Genomic DNA, 15,387 nt, shown 5'->3' on the forward strand with positions numbered 1-15,387 from the left:
GGGATGGCGATGCAACCTGCGGAGATCGAGGCGCTGATCAAGGCGGCGCTCCCCGATGCCGTGGTCACCATCGAGGATCTGGCGGGGGACGGCGACCACTACGCCGCCACCGTGGTCTCGGAAGCCTTCCGTGGCCGCAGCCGGGTCCAGCAGCACCAGCTCGTTTATGCCGCCCTGCGCGGCCGCATGGGGGGCGAGCTGCACGCCCTCGCCCTGCAGACCTCCGCCCCTGCCTGAGCCAACGGAGCACAGATCATGACCAATCCCGTCTTCGAGCGCATCGAGAGCGAGATCAAAGCCAACCCGGTCGTCCTTTACATGAAGGGCACGCCCGTCTTCCCGCAATGCGGCTTCTCCGCCCGCGTGGTGCAGATCCTCAGCCATGTCGGCGTGCCGTTCAAAGGCGTGAACGTGCTCGAGGACATGGAAATCCGCGAGGGCATCAAGGCCTACGCCAACTGGCCGACCATTCCGCAGCTCTATGTGCAGGGCGAGTTCGTTGGCGGCTGCGACATCATCATGGAAATGTTCCAGGCGGGCGAGCTGCAGTCGATGCTGAAGGAGAAGGGCATCGCGGTCTCCGCCGAGGCCTGAGCCCCTTCGCCATGGGGGTGCCGGCGACGGCATCCCCGACACGCCCGGTTTCATTCCGCCCATGCTTTGACGAATTATATTCACAAAAATAATATGACGGTGTTGTGTACTCGCTCATCCGTGAACTGCGTGAGCGAGGCCGTCCATTGCCCGACACCAATCTGCAGACCGACTCCCTCGTCGCGCCCGCGGCCGGGCAGAGCAGCGAGGATGGCGTCTCCGATGCCGCCCTGCTCTTCGGCACTGCCGCCAGCCCGCCGCTCTGGCTCTGGCTGACCATCGAGCCAGCCGAGCTCACCGCGCTGGAGGCGGCGCTGCTGCGGCATCTCCGCTCGCCCCTCTTCCCCTCCCGCATTGGCGAGGATGCGGTGCGGCCTGGCGATGACGCGGCGCTGCTCGACTTCGCCACCCGCTTCGGGGCGATCGCCGCCCGCTTCGCCGAGGGCTCGGCCCTGGTGCTGGCCGCAACGCGCATCGTCGCCGAGCGTGGCGGGCCGCTCTGCCGACAGGGCGCACTGGCCTGCATCGAGGCGCTGCACTACCGCCTGCATGGCGAGGCACGCGGCCTCGGCGGCGATTCGGGACGTTTGCGGCATTTCGTGCTGGCGGCCCGGCTCTCGGCCGATCTCTGGCTGCGCTTCCTGCCCGGGCCGGAAGGCGCCCGGCCGCTGCCCGGCCGGCTGGCCGAGTCGCTGAACCTCCCGGCGCAGGCCCCTGCCCCGGCCGCCGCGCCGCCGCCGCCGCCCGCGCCCGTCGCCACCGGCAGCCAGGCCGTGGTCTTGCAGCCCTTCACCGCGCCGAACGAGCGGGGCGAGTGGCAGAGCTACCAGCCGCTGACCACGCCGCTGCCGCTGCGCCGGGTGCCGCGCGATGCACTCGCCCGGCTCGGTGCGCTGGCCGAGGCGGCGCCGGGCTTCGCCGCGCCGCTGGCCGAGATCCGCCGGACCCTGGCGCTGGCCGCCCATGCCGGGCGGCCCTCGCCGCGGCTGCGGCCGATCCTGCTCGTCGGGCCGCCCGGCGTCGGCAAGACCTGGTTCGCCCGGCGGCTGGCCGCGGCGCTGGAGCTGCCCTTCGCCAGCCTCAACCTCGGCGGGGCGACGGACAACCGCTGCCTCCAGGGCACGGCGCGGGGCTGGTCCGCAACCACCCCGGCCTGGCCGATCGCCGAGATGGCGCGGCTCGCCGCCCCGAACCCGGTCTTCTTCCTCGACGAGATCGAGAAGGCCGGCGGCCAGCGCGACAGCAACGGCCGGGCGCATGACACGCTGCTGGCGATGATCGAGCCGGAGAGCGCCTCCGCCTGGTTCGACGAATGCCTCCGCACGGCGGCCGATCTGCGCCATGCCATCTGGATCATGGCGGCGAACGAGACGCGGGGGATCAGCGCGCCGCTGCTTTCCCGACTTTCGGTGCATCACATCGACCCGCCGCCGGCCAGCGCCTTCGACGGCACCTATGCCGGGCTGCTCGCCGGCATCGCCGAGGACATGGGCTGCCGGGCGGCCGACCTGCCGGTGCTGGAGGGCGAGACGCGGGCGGCGCTGCGGCGGGGCTTCGCCGGGCACCGCAACCTGCGGCGCCTGCGGGCACAGATGGAGGAATGCCTCGGCATCGCGGCCGAAGCGGCTCTTTCCGTCCCGCGCTGCTGACGAAAGGCCGGAAGCGGCGTTATCCTCCACAGGATGACGCCCTTTCACTCGCTCTACCGGCACGGCTTCGCCCGGGTCGCCGCCTGCACCATCCGCTCCGCGCTGGCCGACCCGGCCAGTAATGCGGCGGAAATCCTCCGAATGGCGCGGGAGGCGCACGGGCGCGGGGCGGCCGTCGCCGTCTTCCCCGAACTCGCCCTCTCCGCCTACTCGATCGAGGACCTGCTGTTGCAGGACGCGCTGCTCGATGCCGTGGAGGAGGCGGCCGCCGATCTGATCGAGGCGTCTCGCGCGCTGCTGCCGGTGCTGGTGGTCGGCGCGCCGCTCCGCCATGCCGGGCGGGTCTACAACACGGCGCTCGTCATCCATCGCGGGCGGCTGCTCGGCGTGGTGCCGAAGACCTACCTGCCCAACTACCGGGAGTTTTACGAGAAGCGGCAGGTCGCCGAGGGCCATGGCGCACCGCCGGGCGATATCCGCCTCGCCGGGCAATCGGCGCCCTTCACCGCCGGCCTGCTCTTCGAGGCGGAGGATGTGCCGGGCCTCGTGCTGCACACGGAGATCTGCGAGGATTTCTGGGTGCCAATCCCGCCGAGCGGCGCGGCGGCGCTGGCGGGGGCCACGGTGCTGCTGAACATCAGCGGCAGCCCGATCACCATCGGCAAGGCGGAAACGCGGCGGCTGCTCTGCCAGTCGCAATCGGCGCGCTGCCTCGCGGCCTATGTCTACACCGCCGCCGGCGCCGGCGAATCGACTACCGAGGTCGCCTGGGACGGCCAGGCCGAGATCTTCGAGAACGGCGCCCTGCTGGCCGAGACGGAGCGCTTCCCCATGGCGGCGCAGATGGCCGTCGCCGATGTCGACCTCGACCTGCTGCGGCAGGAGCGGATGCGCCAAGGCACCTTCGACGACAACCGGCGCAACACGCCGGCCGCCGCGGGCTTCCGTCGCGTCCCTTTCCGCCTCGACCCGCCCGGCGCCGATCTCGGGCTGGAGCGACCGATCGAGCGCTTCCCCTTCGTCCCGGCCAACCCCGAGCGCCTCGCCCAGGACTGCTACGAGGCCTACAACATCCAGGTCGCCGGCCTCGTGCAGCGGCTGGAGGCGGCGCGGATCAAGCGCATCGTCATCGGCGTCTCGGGCGGGCTCGACAGCACCCAGGCGCTGATCGTGGCCGCCAAGGCGATGGACCTGCTGGGACGGCCGCGCACCGATATCGTCGCCTTCACCATGCCGGGCTTCGGCACCTCGGAGGGCACCAAGGGCAATGCGCACCGGCTGATGGCCTCGCTTGGGGTCGAGGCGCGGGAGCTGGATATCCGGCCTGCGGCGCGGCAGATGCTGGGCGATCTCGGCCACCCCTTCGCCGAGGGCAAGCCGGTCTACGACATTACCTTCGAGAACGTGCAGGCCGGGCTGCGCACCGACTACCTGTTCCGCGCCGCGAATTTCCATGACGGCATCGTGCTTGGCACTGGCGACCTGTCGGAGCTGGCGCTGGGCTGGTGCACCTATGGCGTCGGCGACCAGATGTCGCACTACAACGTCAATTCCGGCGTGCCGAAGACGCTGATCCAGCATCTCATCCGCTGGGTCATTGCCTCGGAGCAGTTCAGCTCCGAGGTGGGTGAGGTACTGGGCGCCATCCTCGACACCGAGATCTCGCCCGAGCTCGTCCCGGCGGAGGATGGCCAGGCGCTGCAGAGCACCGAGGCCAAGGTCGGGCCCTATGCGCTGCAGGACTTCAACCTCTACTACACGCTGCGCTACGGCTTCCGCCCGTCGAAGATCGCCTTCCTGGCGCTGCATGCCTGGGGCGATGCGGCCGCCCGCCACTGGCCACCGCATTTCCCCAAGGCGAAGCGGAACGCCTATGACCTGCCGACCATCCGGCACTGGCTGGAAGTCTTCCTCAACCGCTTCTTCGGCTTCAGCCAGTTCAAGCGCAGCGCCATGCCGAACGGGCCGAAGGTGGCGGCCGGCGGCTCGCTCTCGCCGCGCGGCGATTGGCGGGCCCCCTCGGATGGCAATGCCCGCGCCTGGGTGGAGGAATTACGCCGGAACGTGCCGGAGTAGATTGCATCCCTGCCATGCCTGCGTCGTTCACGCAGCATGGCACAAGACGAACTGCATCACGGCCCGCTGGACGAGCGATGCCTGCATCTCTGCATCGACATGCAGAACCTCTTCGCCGGGCATACCGAATGGCACACCCCCTGGATGACGCGGGTAGCGCCAATGGTGGAGCGGCTGGCCGTCGCCCATCCGGAGCGCACCATCTTCACCCGCTTCATCCCCGCCGACCGGCCTGGCGAGGGAACCGGCACCTGGCGGCGCTATTGGGAGCGCTGGCCCTCCCTGACGCGGGAGCAGCTGCCGGAGGGCGCCGTGGACCTGCTGCCGCCGCTGCAACGGCTGGTGCCGCCGGCGGAGCTATTCGACAAGAAGGTCTATTCGCCCTGGGTCTGCGGCACGCTGCATCCGCGGCTGCAGGAGCGGGGGATCGAGACGCTCATCATCAGCGGCGCGGAGACGGATGTCTGCGTCCTCGCCGCCGTGCTGGGCGCCGTCGATCTCGGCTACCGGGTGGTGGTGCCGACAGATGCGATCTGCAGCTCCTCCGACCATACGCATGATGCGATGCTGGCCCTCTACAACGAGCGCTATGGCCAGCAGGTGGAAGCGGTGACGACGGAGCTGATCCTGCGGGAGTGGCGCTAGACCGGCACCTCCACGTCCAGCAGCGGCGCGTGCTGCTGGGCGCCATAGACATCCGTGTCGCCGAAGTCGCCGGCCGGCACCAGGCGCGGCAGCGTCGCCTTGAAGGCGGAGGCGGTGTCGTAGGGGGCGAAGAGCACGTCCCCCTCCGCCACGCCGTAGAGCCGGGCGAAGAGCGCCGCGTTCAGTACGCCGGTCGCCTTGACCCGGCGGTACAGCGCCGGGTCCTCGAACAGCACGTCGATGGTGACCATGAAGGGCCCGGCATTCTTGCTCTTGCAGATCTGGGCGATGTCGCGGATCCGGGGCATCACACGCTCTCGTATTCGATGGGGAAGAGGGCGCAGGGGTCGTCCACCGCGAGGGTGTGGAAGATGCTGAACCGGTAGAGCTCGCCGAGCGGGATGTCGGAGGGCGAGAAGGGAAAGGCCATGTTGCCCTCCTTGCAGAGCCGGCCGGGGAAGTCGGCATGCAGCAGGCTGGTGCGGGCCATGGCGAGGACGGCATTCGCCACTTCCTGGTCGTCGGCCAGCACCTCGATGACGAAGCCGAGCTCGTGCGAGGTGACGGATTTAACCGGCTCCCACCCCGCCATCACCGCATCCCGCCCGATGACGCGGACGGCCATGCGGTAGCGCTCGGCGGAGACGCCGAAGGAGGCGGCCTTCGCCTCCACCTTGGCGCGGTGGGTGGCGAGGTAGTCGTCGATCTGGCCGATCAGCACCGGGTCCCGCGTGGCGCAGATGGTGATGGCGCGGTAGCCGGCGAGCTCCACCCCCTCCAGCTTCACCGTATAGGTCTCGGCCGGCGTCCAGCGCATGCCGGCGACCTTCACGGCCCGGTCGGAGACGGGGGTGAAGGTGACGTCCGAGGTATCGAGCAGCCCGCCCGGCTCGACATGGTGGGTCGGGCTGGAATTCTCATGCAGCGCGAAATTGGCGACCGAGAGGGGTGTGCAGCGGCGGATCGGGTTGGGCGGCTCGCAGACCAGGTGGTCGTCCTCGATCGTCACCAGCAGGCAGTCCGGCTCCTTCGGCGTGGTGGGTTCCGCGCCGCATTCCAGCATCTTGCCGGCATACCAGGAGGGGGCCGGGGCCATGCCGGCGCGGATGGCGGGTGCAGCCCATTGCGCCGGGTCGCTGCTGCGGCCGGCGAGGATCACCTGCGCGTCGCCGTCGAGGGCCTTGGCGATCGGCTCCGGCCCCATCATGCCGACGATGCGCGTGGCGCGGTCGACAGTCGCCGCGTCGAGCGGCGGCAGCTTGGCCAGCGGCTTTGTACGGTCGAGCCGGCTGCCGAGCATCGCCTTGTCCTGCTCGGCATGGATCAGCGCCATGCGGAAGGAGAGGCCGTCCTCCCGCGCGATCTCGCGCGCCAGCGCCGCCATGCTCTGCAGATGCGGCTCGCCCCCTGCCCCGCCCGAGGTGCCGATGATGCAGGGAATGCCGGCCGCGACGGCCGCCTGCAACATCAGCCGGAAGTCGCGCTTGACCGAGAGGCGCGAGCAAAAGGAGGTGCCGGCGCCGAGATAGTGCGGGCCGGGATCCGTGGAGCCGCCGTCGCAGCCGATGACCTGCGGCTGGCGGCTCATCCCGATGCGGAGCGATTCCTCGGCATAGCCGTAGCCGAGGATGCCGCTCGTCGAGAGCATGGTGAAGGTCTTCATTGGCGGGGCAACAACCCTTCCTTGGCGGCCTTGGCCCAGCGGGCATCGTCCTCGCGCAGCACGGCGGCGAGCGCCTCGAGGTCCATCGGCGCGGGGTCGGAGGCCATGATGTTGAACTTCTCCTGCATGGCCGGCGTCGCGCTGACCTCGGCGCAGGCGCGGTTGAAGCGGCGGGCGATCTCCACCGGCAGCTTGGCGGGGCCGAAGATGCCGACCCAGCCGGTGAAGACGCAGTCCTTCAGCCCGCATTCGACAAGGGTCGGGCTGTCCGGCAGGAAGGTGGAGCGCTCCGTCGAGCTGACGGCGATCACCTTCACCTTGCCGCCCGGCAGCAGCGGCATCGCCGTCGCCGTGCTGCCCCAGGCGAGCTTGAGGTGCCCGCCGGTGAGGTCGCCGAGATAGGCGCCGCTGCCGCGATAGGGCACCTCGGTCAGGTCGATGCCGGCAATCTTGGCGAAGAGGTTGGCGGTGTAGGAGGATTGCGCATCGGAGGTTGCTTGCGCGATCTCGCCTTTCGGCCGCGTCTTCGCATAGGCGATGAGGCTGTGGACGTCCTTGAAGGGCGCGTCGGTATTCGCCATCAGCACCAGCGGGTAGCGCGCCATCAATGCAATGGGGGTGAAGTCCGTCATCGGGTCGAAGGGCAGGTTCGGCACCATGTAGCGGTTCATCACATGGGTGCTGGTGACGGTGACGAAATTGTAGCCATCGGCCGGGCTGCGGGCGATGGCTTCGCTGCCGACGATGCCATTGGCGCCCGGCCGGTTCTCGACGACGAAGGTCTGGCCGAGGCGCGTGGTCAGCGCCTCGGCCATGGCGCGGGTGGTGAGGTCGGTGCCGCCGCCTGGCGCATAGGCGACGACGAGGCGCACCGTGCGCTCAGGCCAGTTGCCTTGCGCGCGCACCGCGGGTGCCGCCAGCAGGCCGATGCCCGCCGCGGCGAACCCGCGCCGGCTGAGTAGCAGCTTGCTCATTTCGCCTTCCTCCATTCGCCATGTTGCGGCCTGTCGAGGCCGAGATTCTCGCGCAGCGTGCTGCCGGCGTAGTCCTTGTGGTAGAGGCCGCGCCGCTGCATCTCCGGCACCACCATCCGGGTGAAATCCTCGAAGGAGCCGGGATTCTGCGAGGCGACGAGGACGAAGCCGTCACAGGCGCGGCCCTCGAACCAGGCCTGCATCTGGTCCACCACCTGCTTCGGCGTGCCGGTGAAGTTGGGGAATTCGCGCGTGGTGCCGCGGCCGGAGAAGGTGACGAAGTCGCGCACCGTCGGGTTCTGCTTGCCGCTCAGCATGACGATGCGGTCCTTGAAGCCGCCCCAGGAGAGGCCGGCTAGCTCGGCATCGGTGAAGGGCTCGTCCATCGGTTTCGAGGCGAAGTCGAAGTTCAGTGCCTCGGAGAGCAGCACGACGCCATCCTCCGCCGTCGCCAGCGCCTCGGTGAAGCGGCGCTTCTCCTCGGCCAAGGCTTCAGTCTCGGCGACGTTGACATAGACGGCGGGGGCAACCGTCACCTGGTCCGGGTTGCGGCCGGATTCGGCGACGGCGCGCTTGAGGTCGGCATACTGCTTCTTCCCCGCCTCAATGTTCGGGTAGATGACGAAGATCAGCTCGCCCCAGCGGCCGGCGAAGCGGCGGCCGCGGCCGGACTGTCCGGCCTGGATCAGCACCGGATGGCCCTGCGGGCTGCGCGGCACCGGCAGCGGGCCATGGGTGCGGAAGAACTTGCCCTCGTAGCGCACAGGCCGGACCTTGGACGCATCGGCGAAGCGGCCGCTCTCCTTGTCGAGCAGGATGGCGTCGTCGTCCCAAGAGTCCCAGTGGCCCATGACCGCCTCCATGAACTCGTCGGCGCGGTCGTAGCGGAGGTCGTGCTCCAGATGCTCGGTGCGGCCGAAATTCGCCGCCTCGCTGTCGTTGAGCGAGGTGACGACGTTCCAGGCGGCGCGGCCCCGCGTCATCAGGTCGAGCGTGCCGAACAGCCGCGCCACATGGAACGGCTCGTAATAGGTCGTCGAATAGGTGCCGCCGAGGCCGAGCCGGCTCGTCACCTGCGACATGACGGCGAGAATCGTCGCCGGGTCCATCTTGACGACGCGGATGCCGTTCTCGACGGCCGCCACATGGTCGCGCCCGTAGATGTCGGGCATCGCCAGCCGGTCGTCGAAGAAGGCCAAATGGAACTTGCCCTCCTCCAGGATGCGGGCGACGCGGGTGAAGTAGTCCGGCGTCAGGAAGTCCGTCGCCGCGGCGGGATGCCGCCAGGAGCCGGGGGCGATGGAACAGTTCTGCGCCTGCAGGAAGCCCACCATCTTGATCGTGCGGTTCATTGTTTCCTCCCTGGCCTAGATGGCGCCGGACTGCCGCAGCGCGGCGATGTCCTCGGCCACCATGCCCAGCCAATTGCCCAGGATGTCCTGCGTGTCGGCACCGCGCGCCCGCCCGGCATGGCGGAAGGTCGGCGGCGTCTCCGTCAGCCGCGGCACCGGCGCCGGCAGCGCCAGCTCCCCGGCCCGCTCGTCGATGATGCGCAGGATGTTCTCGCGCGCCGCGATATGCGGGTCGGCGAAGATGTCGGCGATGCTGTTGATGGGCCCCCAGGGCACATCCGCCGCGTCGCAGGCGGCGCCGAGCTGCTCCATCGTCATCCCCGCCGCCCAGTCGGCGACGATGCCGTTCACCTCCGAGCGGTTGGCGATGCGCTGCGCCGTCTTCTCGAAGCGGTCCGGGGCCGTCAGCTCCGGCCGCCCCATCGCCTCGGCGAGGCGGGCGAAGATCTTGTCGCTGGTGCAGGCGATCGCCACCCAGCGGCCTTCGCTGGTCTGCCAATGGCCGTGCGGCACCACGGTCGGCACGTCGGCGCCCATGCGCTCGCGGACGAAGCCGGTCTTCGCATAGGCCGGCGCGATCTCGTCGAGCAGGCGGAAGACGCTCTCATAGAGGCCGATATCGACATCCTGCCCCTGCCCCGTGCGCTCGGCGACGCGCAGCGCCATCAGCACGCCGAGCGCGCCCCAGATGCCGGAAAGGTAGTCGGCGAGCGAGGTTGAGCCGGGCACCACGGGCTTCCCATCCGGCTCGCCGGCGAGGAAGCTGAGGCCGCCGAAGCCGTGCGCCACGCGGGCGAAGCCGGGCAGGCCGCGGCGCGGGCCGGTCTGGCCATAGGCGCTGACCCGCAGCACGACGAGGCGCGGGTTGATCTCGCGCAGCGCATCTGGGCCGAGGCCCCATTTCTCCAGCGTGCCGGGGCGGAAATTCTCGAGCAGCACGTCGGATTGCGCGACCAGCCTGCGGAACACCGCGGCACCGTCCGAGTGGCGCAGGTCGAGCGTCATGCACTGCTTGTTCCGCGCCTCGCTCAGCCAGGCGAGGGTGTCGCCGCATTCGGTCGGGGTGCCGAAGGCGCGCATCGGGTCGCCGAGCTTCGGGTGCTCGATCTTCAGCACCGTCGCGCCGAAATCGGCGAGGATCGTCCCGGCGAAGGGTGCGGCGAGGAAGGTGGCGATGTCGAGCACCTTCACGCCCGCCATGGGCTGCGGCAAGGCGCTCATGCCTCGAGCCCCGCCTGCCGCAGGATGTCGCGCGCCATCAGCGCATGCACCGCATCGACCATCATCCCATCCTCCGTGGCCGCTCCGGCCCCTGCTGCTTCCGCCCGGGCGAGCGTCGCCAGGACCTTCCTTGCCCATGCGATCCGCGCCTCGTCCGGCGAAAAGACCGCGTTGATCGGCGCCACCTGGTCCGGGTGGATCGCCCACTTTCCTTCGTAGCCGAGCGCCCGCGAGCGGATGGCCGAGGCGCGCAGCCCCGCCGCGTCGCGGAAATCGGCATAGACGGCGTCGATCGGCCGCACGCCCGCCCCCCGGCAGGCATTGGCGATGCGGGCGAGCGCGTAGTGCCACTGGTCGTTGGCCGCGCCCGAAAGCGCGTAGTCCGGGTTGGGCAGGCCGACGACCGTGTCCGGCGTCCGCATCTCGCGCATGTAGTCGCCGAGGCCGAAGATCACCGTCTCGACGCGCGGATGCGCCTCGGCGATCTCCTCGGCGCGGCCGACGCCCTTCGCGGTCTCCACCAGTGCGGCGATGCCGATGCGCGGTCGCGCCATCGCCGCCTCCACCCCATCGAGCAGGGCGGCGAGGAAGCGGATGTCGAAACTCTCGCCCGCCTTCGGCAGCACGATGCGGTCGAGGCGCGGGCAGGCCTCGGCGACCTCGACGATGTCGCGGTGGCACCAGGGCGTGCCGATGCCGTTCACCCGCACGGACATGATGCGCGGGCCCCAATCCACCTCGTTGAGCGCGGCGATGGCCGCCGCCCGCGCCTCGTCCTTGCGGCCGGCCGCCACGCCGTCCTCGAGGTCGAGCACGATGGCATCCGCCGCGCTTGCCGCCGCCTTGGCGAAGAAACGCGTGGAGGTGGCCGGCACCGAGAGCTCGCTCCGCTGCGGCCGCCTCGACCTGGCCTCGACGCTCATCGCCTGCGGTGTCACGCTGCGCCCTCCATGTCCGTCAACCTCAAGCTGCTGAATGCCTTCCTGCTCGTCGCCGAACACCGCAGCTTCCGCCGCGCGGCGGAGCTGTCCGGCCGCTCGCAATCGGCGCTCAGCCTGCAGGTGCGCGAGCTGGAGGGGCAGCTGGGCGCGCCCCTCTTCCACCGCACCACCCGCGCGGTCGGGCTGACGCCGGAGGGCGAGGCGCTGCTGCCGCATGCCCGCCGCGCCAATGCGGAGCTGGAGGCGGGGCTGCGCCGGGTGCGGGCCGCGGCGGCGATGGAGGCCGGGCGGCTTGCCCTCGGCTGCCCGCCGCATATCGCCGAGACGGTGCTGCCGCCGCTGCTCGCCGCCTTCCACCGGGCACATCCGCGCGTCGCCATCCATGTCAGGGAGATGCCGCAGGCGGCGGTGCTGGAGGGCGTCAGGCGGCAGGACCTCGAATTCGGCATCGGCCCGCGCCCGGCCCATGCGCCGAGCCTCGGCTTCGCGCCGCTCCGGGAGGAGGCGATCCTGGCGCTGGCCGCGCCACGCTTCGCGCCGAAAGGTGCGCGGAGCCTGCCGCTGGCGGCGCTCGGCCGGCTGCCGATCCTCATCACCAGCGGGGCGAACACCATGCGGGCGATGGTGGAGGAGGCGGCGGCGAGCATCGGCACCTCCTTCGACCCGTGCTGCGAGGTGCAGATGCCGGCGACGGCGATCGCGCTCGCCGCCGAGGGACTGGGCGTGGCGGTGATCCCGGAACTGGCCCTGCCGCGGCGCCGCCCGCCGGGGCTGCGCGTACTGCCCATTACCGATCCGCCGCTGCTGCGCGAGGTCGGCATCGTGCAGCTGCGGGGCAGCCGGCTTTCGCCGGCGGCCACGGCCTTCATCGGCCTGCTGGAGGCGGCCCTCACCGGACCCGCCGCATAGGACGCCATGCTTCCACCCCGTTTTCCCGATCGAAGCCCGCAGCCGGGCACCGCGTCCAACGAGTTTCGGCAAGCGATTGATCGCATTTCGCGATCAGCCGCCCGGTTCCGGGGCGTCCGCAACGGCAGGATCGATGCCTGACGCGCTACCTCCTGTGCCGCCTGGCAGGCCCGGCCAACGGGCCGGATGCGGGGCCGGTCCTTGCTGCCGGCCTGGCGTCAGGCGCCGTGGGCCGGCACCTCGCGCGCCAGGCCGCCATGCAGGTCGAGCATCCGCTCCTGCCAGTCATGCACCGCATCGCCCGCCTCCAGCAGGGGCAGCGGGCTGACCACGCGCGGCCACATCAGCGTGCCGAAGACGCAGTAGTCGCCGTAATCCGGCGCCGGGCCACCGACAAAGGGCTGGTGCCGCAGCAGGTGCCGCAGCGGCAGCAGCAGCGCGCGGAATTCCGGCAGCCGCGCCTCGCGCCCCGCCGTCACCTGGGCGAGCTTCATGCCGAAGCGCCGCTCGCGGCTCTCGATGAAATAGGCCCGGTCCTTCGCGTCAAGCAGCGCCGGGATGTCGGACACGATGAGCTTCGCCAGCGCGGGCAGCAGCACCGAGTCCGACCAGGTGGCGAGGAAGCGCTGCGCCGCCGGCGCGCCCTGGAAAAGGTTCGGTGCTTCCGGGTAGCATTCCTCCAGGTACTCGGCGATGGCCCAGCTGTCGGCCACCACCTTCGCGCCATCGACCAGCACCGGCACCTTGTCGGAGCCGGCGAAGGCGAGCGCCTCGCGTTCCGTGAAGCGCCAGGGCACCACCTCCGCCTCCAGCCCCTTATGGGCGAGCGCCATGCGGCTGCGCCAGCAGTAGGGGCTGAAGCGGCGGGCCGGATCGGTGCCGCAGAGTTCGAAGAGCTTGCGCGCCATGGTCCGCCTTCCCCTGACCGTTCAGCGCAACCATAACCCAATCGCAAGCGTCACCAAAGTTATTGGTATGCCCGTGCGGGCATAACGCCAGAACCCAAGCTCCACTCCCTCGGCCTTCGCGCGTTGGGCGACGATGAGGTTGGCGACGGAGCCGACCAGCGTCAGGTTTCCCGCCATGGTTGACGCCATGGCGACCAGCAGCCAGGCGCGCTGCGGGTCGGCCAGCGGCTCGATGAAGGGCTTCAGCACGAGCACCGCCGGCACGTTGCTGACGAGGCTCGAGAGGATCGTCGTCACCGCGGTGAGCGAGAACGGGTTGTCCAGATGCAACCGCGCGGCGGCAGCCAGCACCTCGGGCGTCAGCATCGCCTGCTCTAGCCCGTCGACGACGACGAAGAGGCCGGCGAACATCGCCAGCAGCGGCCAATCCACCTCGCGCCAGACCTTCTCCGGCTTCACCCGCCGCGTCAGCAACAGCAATGCGCCACCGAGCAGGCTTGCCAGCGCCACCGGCACGCCCGCGAGGAAGGCGATGACCACGCCGAGCGCGACCAGCGCCGATTTCAGCGCGAGCGGGCGATGGATGCGCGGCAGCCGCGTCGGCGCCGGCGCCGGCAGCCGGGCGACGAAGAATTCGCCGGGATGCAGCACCAGGATCAGCAGGAAGCAGGCGACGAGGCCGAGCGCCGCCACCGGCGCAAGCGCCAGCGCGAATTCGCCCCAGGAAAGACCGGAAAGGCCGCCGACGATCATGTTCTGCGGATTGCCGGTGATGGTCGCGGCGCTGCCGATATTCGCCGCCATGGCGACCGCCAGCAGGTAGGGCAGCGGGTCCCGCCGCAGGTGCCGCGCCAGTGCCACGACCAGCGGCGTGATGGCAAGGCAGACCGTGTCGTTCACCAGCACGGCGGAAAGCCCGCCGCTGACCAGAACGACGGCGGCGAGCAACGTCGCCGGGTGCCGCGCGCGCGCCGCCGCCATCACCGTCACCAGGCGAAAGAAGCCGGCGAGGCGCAGGTTGGCGACCAGCAGCATCATCCCCAGCAGCAGCGACAGCGTGCCGAGATCGATGGCCTCGAAGGCCTGGCGCTCGGTCAAGGCGCCGCAGGCGACCATCAGCGCGGCGCCCAGCACCGCGGCGCCGGTGCGGTCGAGCCTGAGCCCCGGCACGCGACCGAACGCCACCACCGCATAGGTGGCGAGGAAGACAAGGACGGCCGCGATGCGGCTTCCATCGGCGAGGCTCATCGGGCGGGCCTCGTTTCGGGCATCATCGACCAGAAGAGCAGCGTGCCTACCCCCGCCACAGCGGCGAGCAGCAGGAAGGCGGTGGAATAGCCGCCCGCCACCACCACGTAGCCGGCCGCCGCCTGGCTGAAGCTCGCGCCGATCCCCTGGGCGGTCGCGATCGCGCCGAGGCTGATGTTGAAATGGCCGGTGCCGCGCGTCAGGTCTTCCGTGATGATCGGGAAGAGCGCGCCGAACAGCCCGGCTCCGACGCCGTCCAGGCACTGCACCGCGACCAGCCAGTAGGGGTCGTCGGAAAGGGTGTAGAGCAGGCCGCGCGCCGTTAGCACCAGGAAGCCGGCGAGGAAGAGGGGCTTGCGGCCCCAGGCCTCGGCGCGGGTGCCGACCAGCATCGCCATCGGCACCATCACCAGCTGCGCGGCGACGATGCAGACGGACATCAGCGCCGTCCCCTGGTTGGCGTCGCGTTCGGCGAGCTTCTGCCCGACCAGCGGCAGCATCGCCGCATTGGCGAAGTGGAAGAGCGTGACGCAGGCGGCGAAGACCAGCAGCGGCCGGCAGGCGAGCAGCACGCTCCAGGCGGAGGCATGGGCGCTCCGCGCCTCGCCGGGCTCGAGGCCGCGCGCTACGTCGTGGTCGATGGCGTCCGCCGGGATGGCGAGCACGGCGACGACGCTCGCCACCGCCATGGCCGAGAGCAGCCAGAAGACGACGATGGGGCCGAACATGTAGGACAGGCCGCCCGCCGCCGCGGCGGCGAAGGCATTGCCCGCATGGTTGAAGCCCTCGTTCCGCCCGGTGCGGCGGGTGAAGGCGGCACGGCCGGCGAGCCCGAGGGTGATGGCGGCTATGGCCGGGGCGAAGACGGAATGCGCCACCCCCGCCAGCGCCTGGGTGACGACCACCGGCCAGAAGCCCGGCACGAAGGGCACGACGAGGCAGGTCGCCGTCACCAGCAAGGCGGCGGCGGCGACGAGGCCGCGCTTGGCGCGGATCGCATCGACCAGCGCCCCGCCCGGCGTCTGCGCGACGAGCCCGGCGACGGCCGAGGCCGAGAGGGCGATGCCGATGCTCGCCTGGTCCCAGTGATGCACGGCCAGCAGGTAGATCGCCAGGTAGGGGCCGAGCCCATCACGCACATCGGCGAGGCAGAAATTGAGGGCGTCGAGCGCCCGGTCCTGGCCCCGGCTTCCTGTTATCGGCATCA

At 70.5% G+C, this 15,387-nt stretch carries 15 protein-coding genes; 6 read left to right on the forward strand and 9 right to left on the reverse strand.

The features are described 5' to 3' along the window. The first annotated feature begins 3 nt into the window (after positions 1 to 3). The 5 genes from LH62_RS24795 to LH62_RS24815 all read left to right on the forward strand — a co-directional run bounded on the left by LH62_RS24795 (position 4) and on the right by LH62_RS24815 (position 4,964). Positions 4 to 237 (forward strand): BolA family protein, encoded by a 234-nt coding sequence (locus tag LH62_RS24795; protein WP_043337248.1) that lies wholly within the window; start codon positions 4 to 6, stop codon positions 235 to 237. An 18-nt stretch (positions 238 to 255) separates the two neighbouring features. Then, positions 256 to 594, forward strand: coding sequence for a Grx4 family monothiol glutaredoxin (grxD, locus tag LH62_RS24800; protein WP_043364753.1), 339 nt, complete (start codon positions 256 to 258; stop codon positions 592 to 594). A 146-nt stretch (positions 595 to 740) separates the two neighbouring features. Next, the gene (locus tag LH62_RS24805) at positions 741 to 2,243 is read left to right on the forward strand and encodes an AAA family ATPase (RefSeq protein WP_043364754.1); all 1,503 of its coding nucleotides are present in this window, start codon (positions 741 to 743) and stop codon (positions 2,241 to 2,243) included. A gap of 33 nt (positions 2,244 to 2,276) precedes the next feature. Continuing rightward, positions 2,277 to 4,319, forward strand: coding sequence for an NAD(+) synthase (locus tag LH62_RS24810; RefSeq protein ID WP_043364755.1), 2,043 nt, complete (start codon positions 2,277 to 2,279; stop codon positions 4,317 to 4,319). A gap of 36 nt (positions 4,320 to 4,355) precedes the next feature. Continuing rightward, positions 4,356 to 4,964 carry a cysteine hydrolase family protein gene (locus tag LH62_RS24815; RefSeq protein WP_043364756.1) on the forward strand — a complete coding sequence of 203 codons (609 nt, stop codon included), beginning with the start codon at positions 4,356 to 4,358 and terminating at the stop codon, positions 4,962 to 4,964. Here the strand turns inward: LH62_RS24815 and LH62_RS24820 are convergent. The 6 genes from LH62_RS24820 to LH62_RS24845 are packed head-to-tail and all read right to left on the reverse strand — an operon-like array spanning position 4,961 to position 11,112. Continuing rightward, the gene (locus LH62_RS24820; protein ID WP_043364757.1) at positions 4,961 to 5,272 is read right to left on the reverse strand and encodes a DUF4387 domain-containing protein; all 312 of its coding nucleotides are present in this window, start codon (positions 5,270 to 5,272) and stop codon (positions 4,961 to 4,963) included. The two genes, LH62_RS24815 and LH62_RS24820, sit on opposite strands and share 4 nt — an antisense overlap. Beyond that, positions 5,272 to 6,627, reverse strand: a complete 1,356-nt coding sequence (locus LH62_RS24825) for an acyclic terpene utilization AtuA family protein (RefSeq protein WP_043364759.1) — start codon at positions 6,625 to 6,627, stop codon at positions 5,272 to 5,274. Before LH62_RS24825 ends, LH62_RS24820 begins: the two co-directional genes overlap by 1 nt. After that, on the reverse strand, positions 6,624 to 7,601 hold the full coding sequence (locus tag LH62_RS24830; protein WP_052214893.1) for a tripartite tricarboxylate transporter substrate binding protein: 978 nt from the start codon (positions 7,599 to 7,601) through the stop codon (positions 6,624 to 6,626). Before LH62_RS24830 ends, LH62_RS24825 begins: the two co-directional genes overlap by 4 nt. Further along, positions 7,598 to 8,953, reverse strand: coding sequence for an LLM class flavin-dependent oxidoreductase (locus LH62_RS24835; protein ID WP_043364760.1), 1,356 nt, complete (start codon positions 8,951 to 8,953; stop codon positions 7,598 to 7,600). Before LH62_RS24835 ends, LH62_RS24830 begins: the two co-directional genes overlap by 4 nt. Before the next feature lie 15 nt (positions 8,954 to 8,968). After that, positions 8,969 to 10,174, reverse strand: coding sequence for a CaiB/BaiF CoA-transferase family protein (locus LH62_RS24840; RefSeq protein WP_043364761.1), 1,206 nt, complete (start codon positions 10,172 to 10,174; stop codon positions 8,969 to 8,971). Beyond that, on the reverse strand, positions 10,171 to 11,112 hold the full coding sequence (locus tag LH62_RS24845; RefSeq protein WP_201445581.1) for a CoA ester lyase: 942 nt from the start codon (positions 11,110 to 11,112) through the stop codon (positions 10,171 to 10,173). Before LH62_RS24845 ends, LH62_RS24840 begins: the two co-directional genes overlap by 4 nt. Positions 11,113 to 11,124: 12 nt before the next feature. Between LH62_RS24845 and LH62_RS24850 the strand changes: the two genes are divergently transcribed. Next, positions 11,125 to 12,024 (forward strand): LysR family transcriptional regulator, encoded by a 900-nt coding sequence (locus LH62_RS24850; protein WP_043364763.1) that lies wholly within the window; start codon positions 11,125 to 11,127, stop codon positions 12,022 to 12,024. 218 nt (positions 12,025 to 12,242) lie between these two features. On the opposite strand, the gene LH62_RS24855 is transcribed toward LH62_RS24850, so the two are convergent. Genes LH62_RS24855 through LH62_RS24865 form a run of 3 tightly spaced genes read right to left on the reverse strand, consistent with a single transcriptional unit; the run spans position 12,243 to position 15,385 of the window. After that, complete coding sequence (locus LH62_RS24855) at positions 12,243 to 12,932, reverse strand: glutathione S-transferase family protein (RefSeq protein WP_043364764.1); 690 nt, start codon at positions 12,930 to 12,932, stop codon at positions 12,243 to 12,245. A gap of 21 nt (positions 12,933 to 12,953) precedes the next feature. Next, positions 12,954 to 14,180, reverse strand: a complete 1,227-nt coding sequence (locus tag LH62_RS24860) for an anion transporter (RefSeq protein ID WP_043364765.1) — start codon at positions 14,178 to 14,180, stop codon at positions 12,954 to 12,956. After that, positions 14,177 to 15,385: an MFS transporter gene (locus LH62_RS24865; protein ID WP_043366565.1), complete on the reverse strand. Its 1,209-nt coding sequence runs from the start codon at positions 15,383 to 15,385 to the stop codon at positions 14,177 to 14,179. Before LH62_RS24865 ends, LH62_RS24860 begins: the two co-directional genes overlap by 4 nt. Positions 15,386 to 15,387: the final 2 nt, after the last annotated feature.

This window comes from Belnapia sp. F-4-1 (genome assembly GCF_000802185.1).
Taxonomy (GTDB): Bacteria; Pseudomonadota; Alphaproteobacteria; order Acetobacterales; family Acetobacteraceae; genus Belnapia.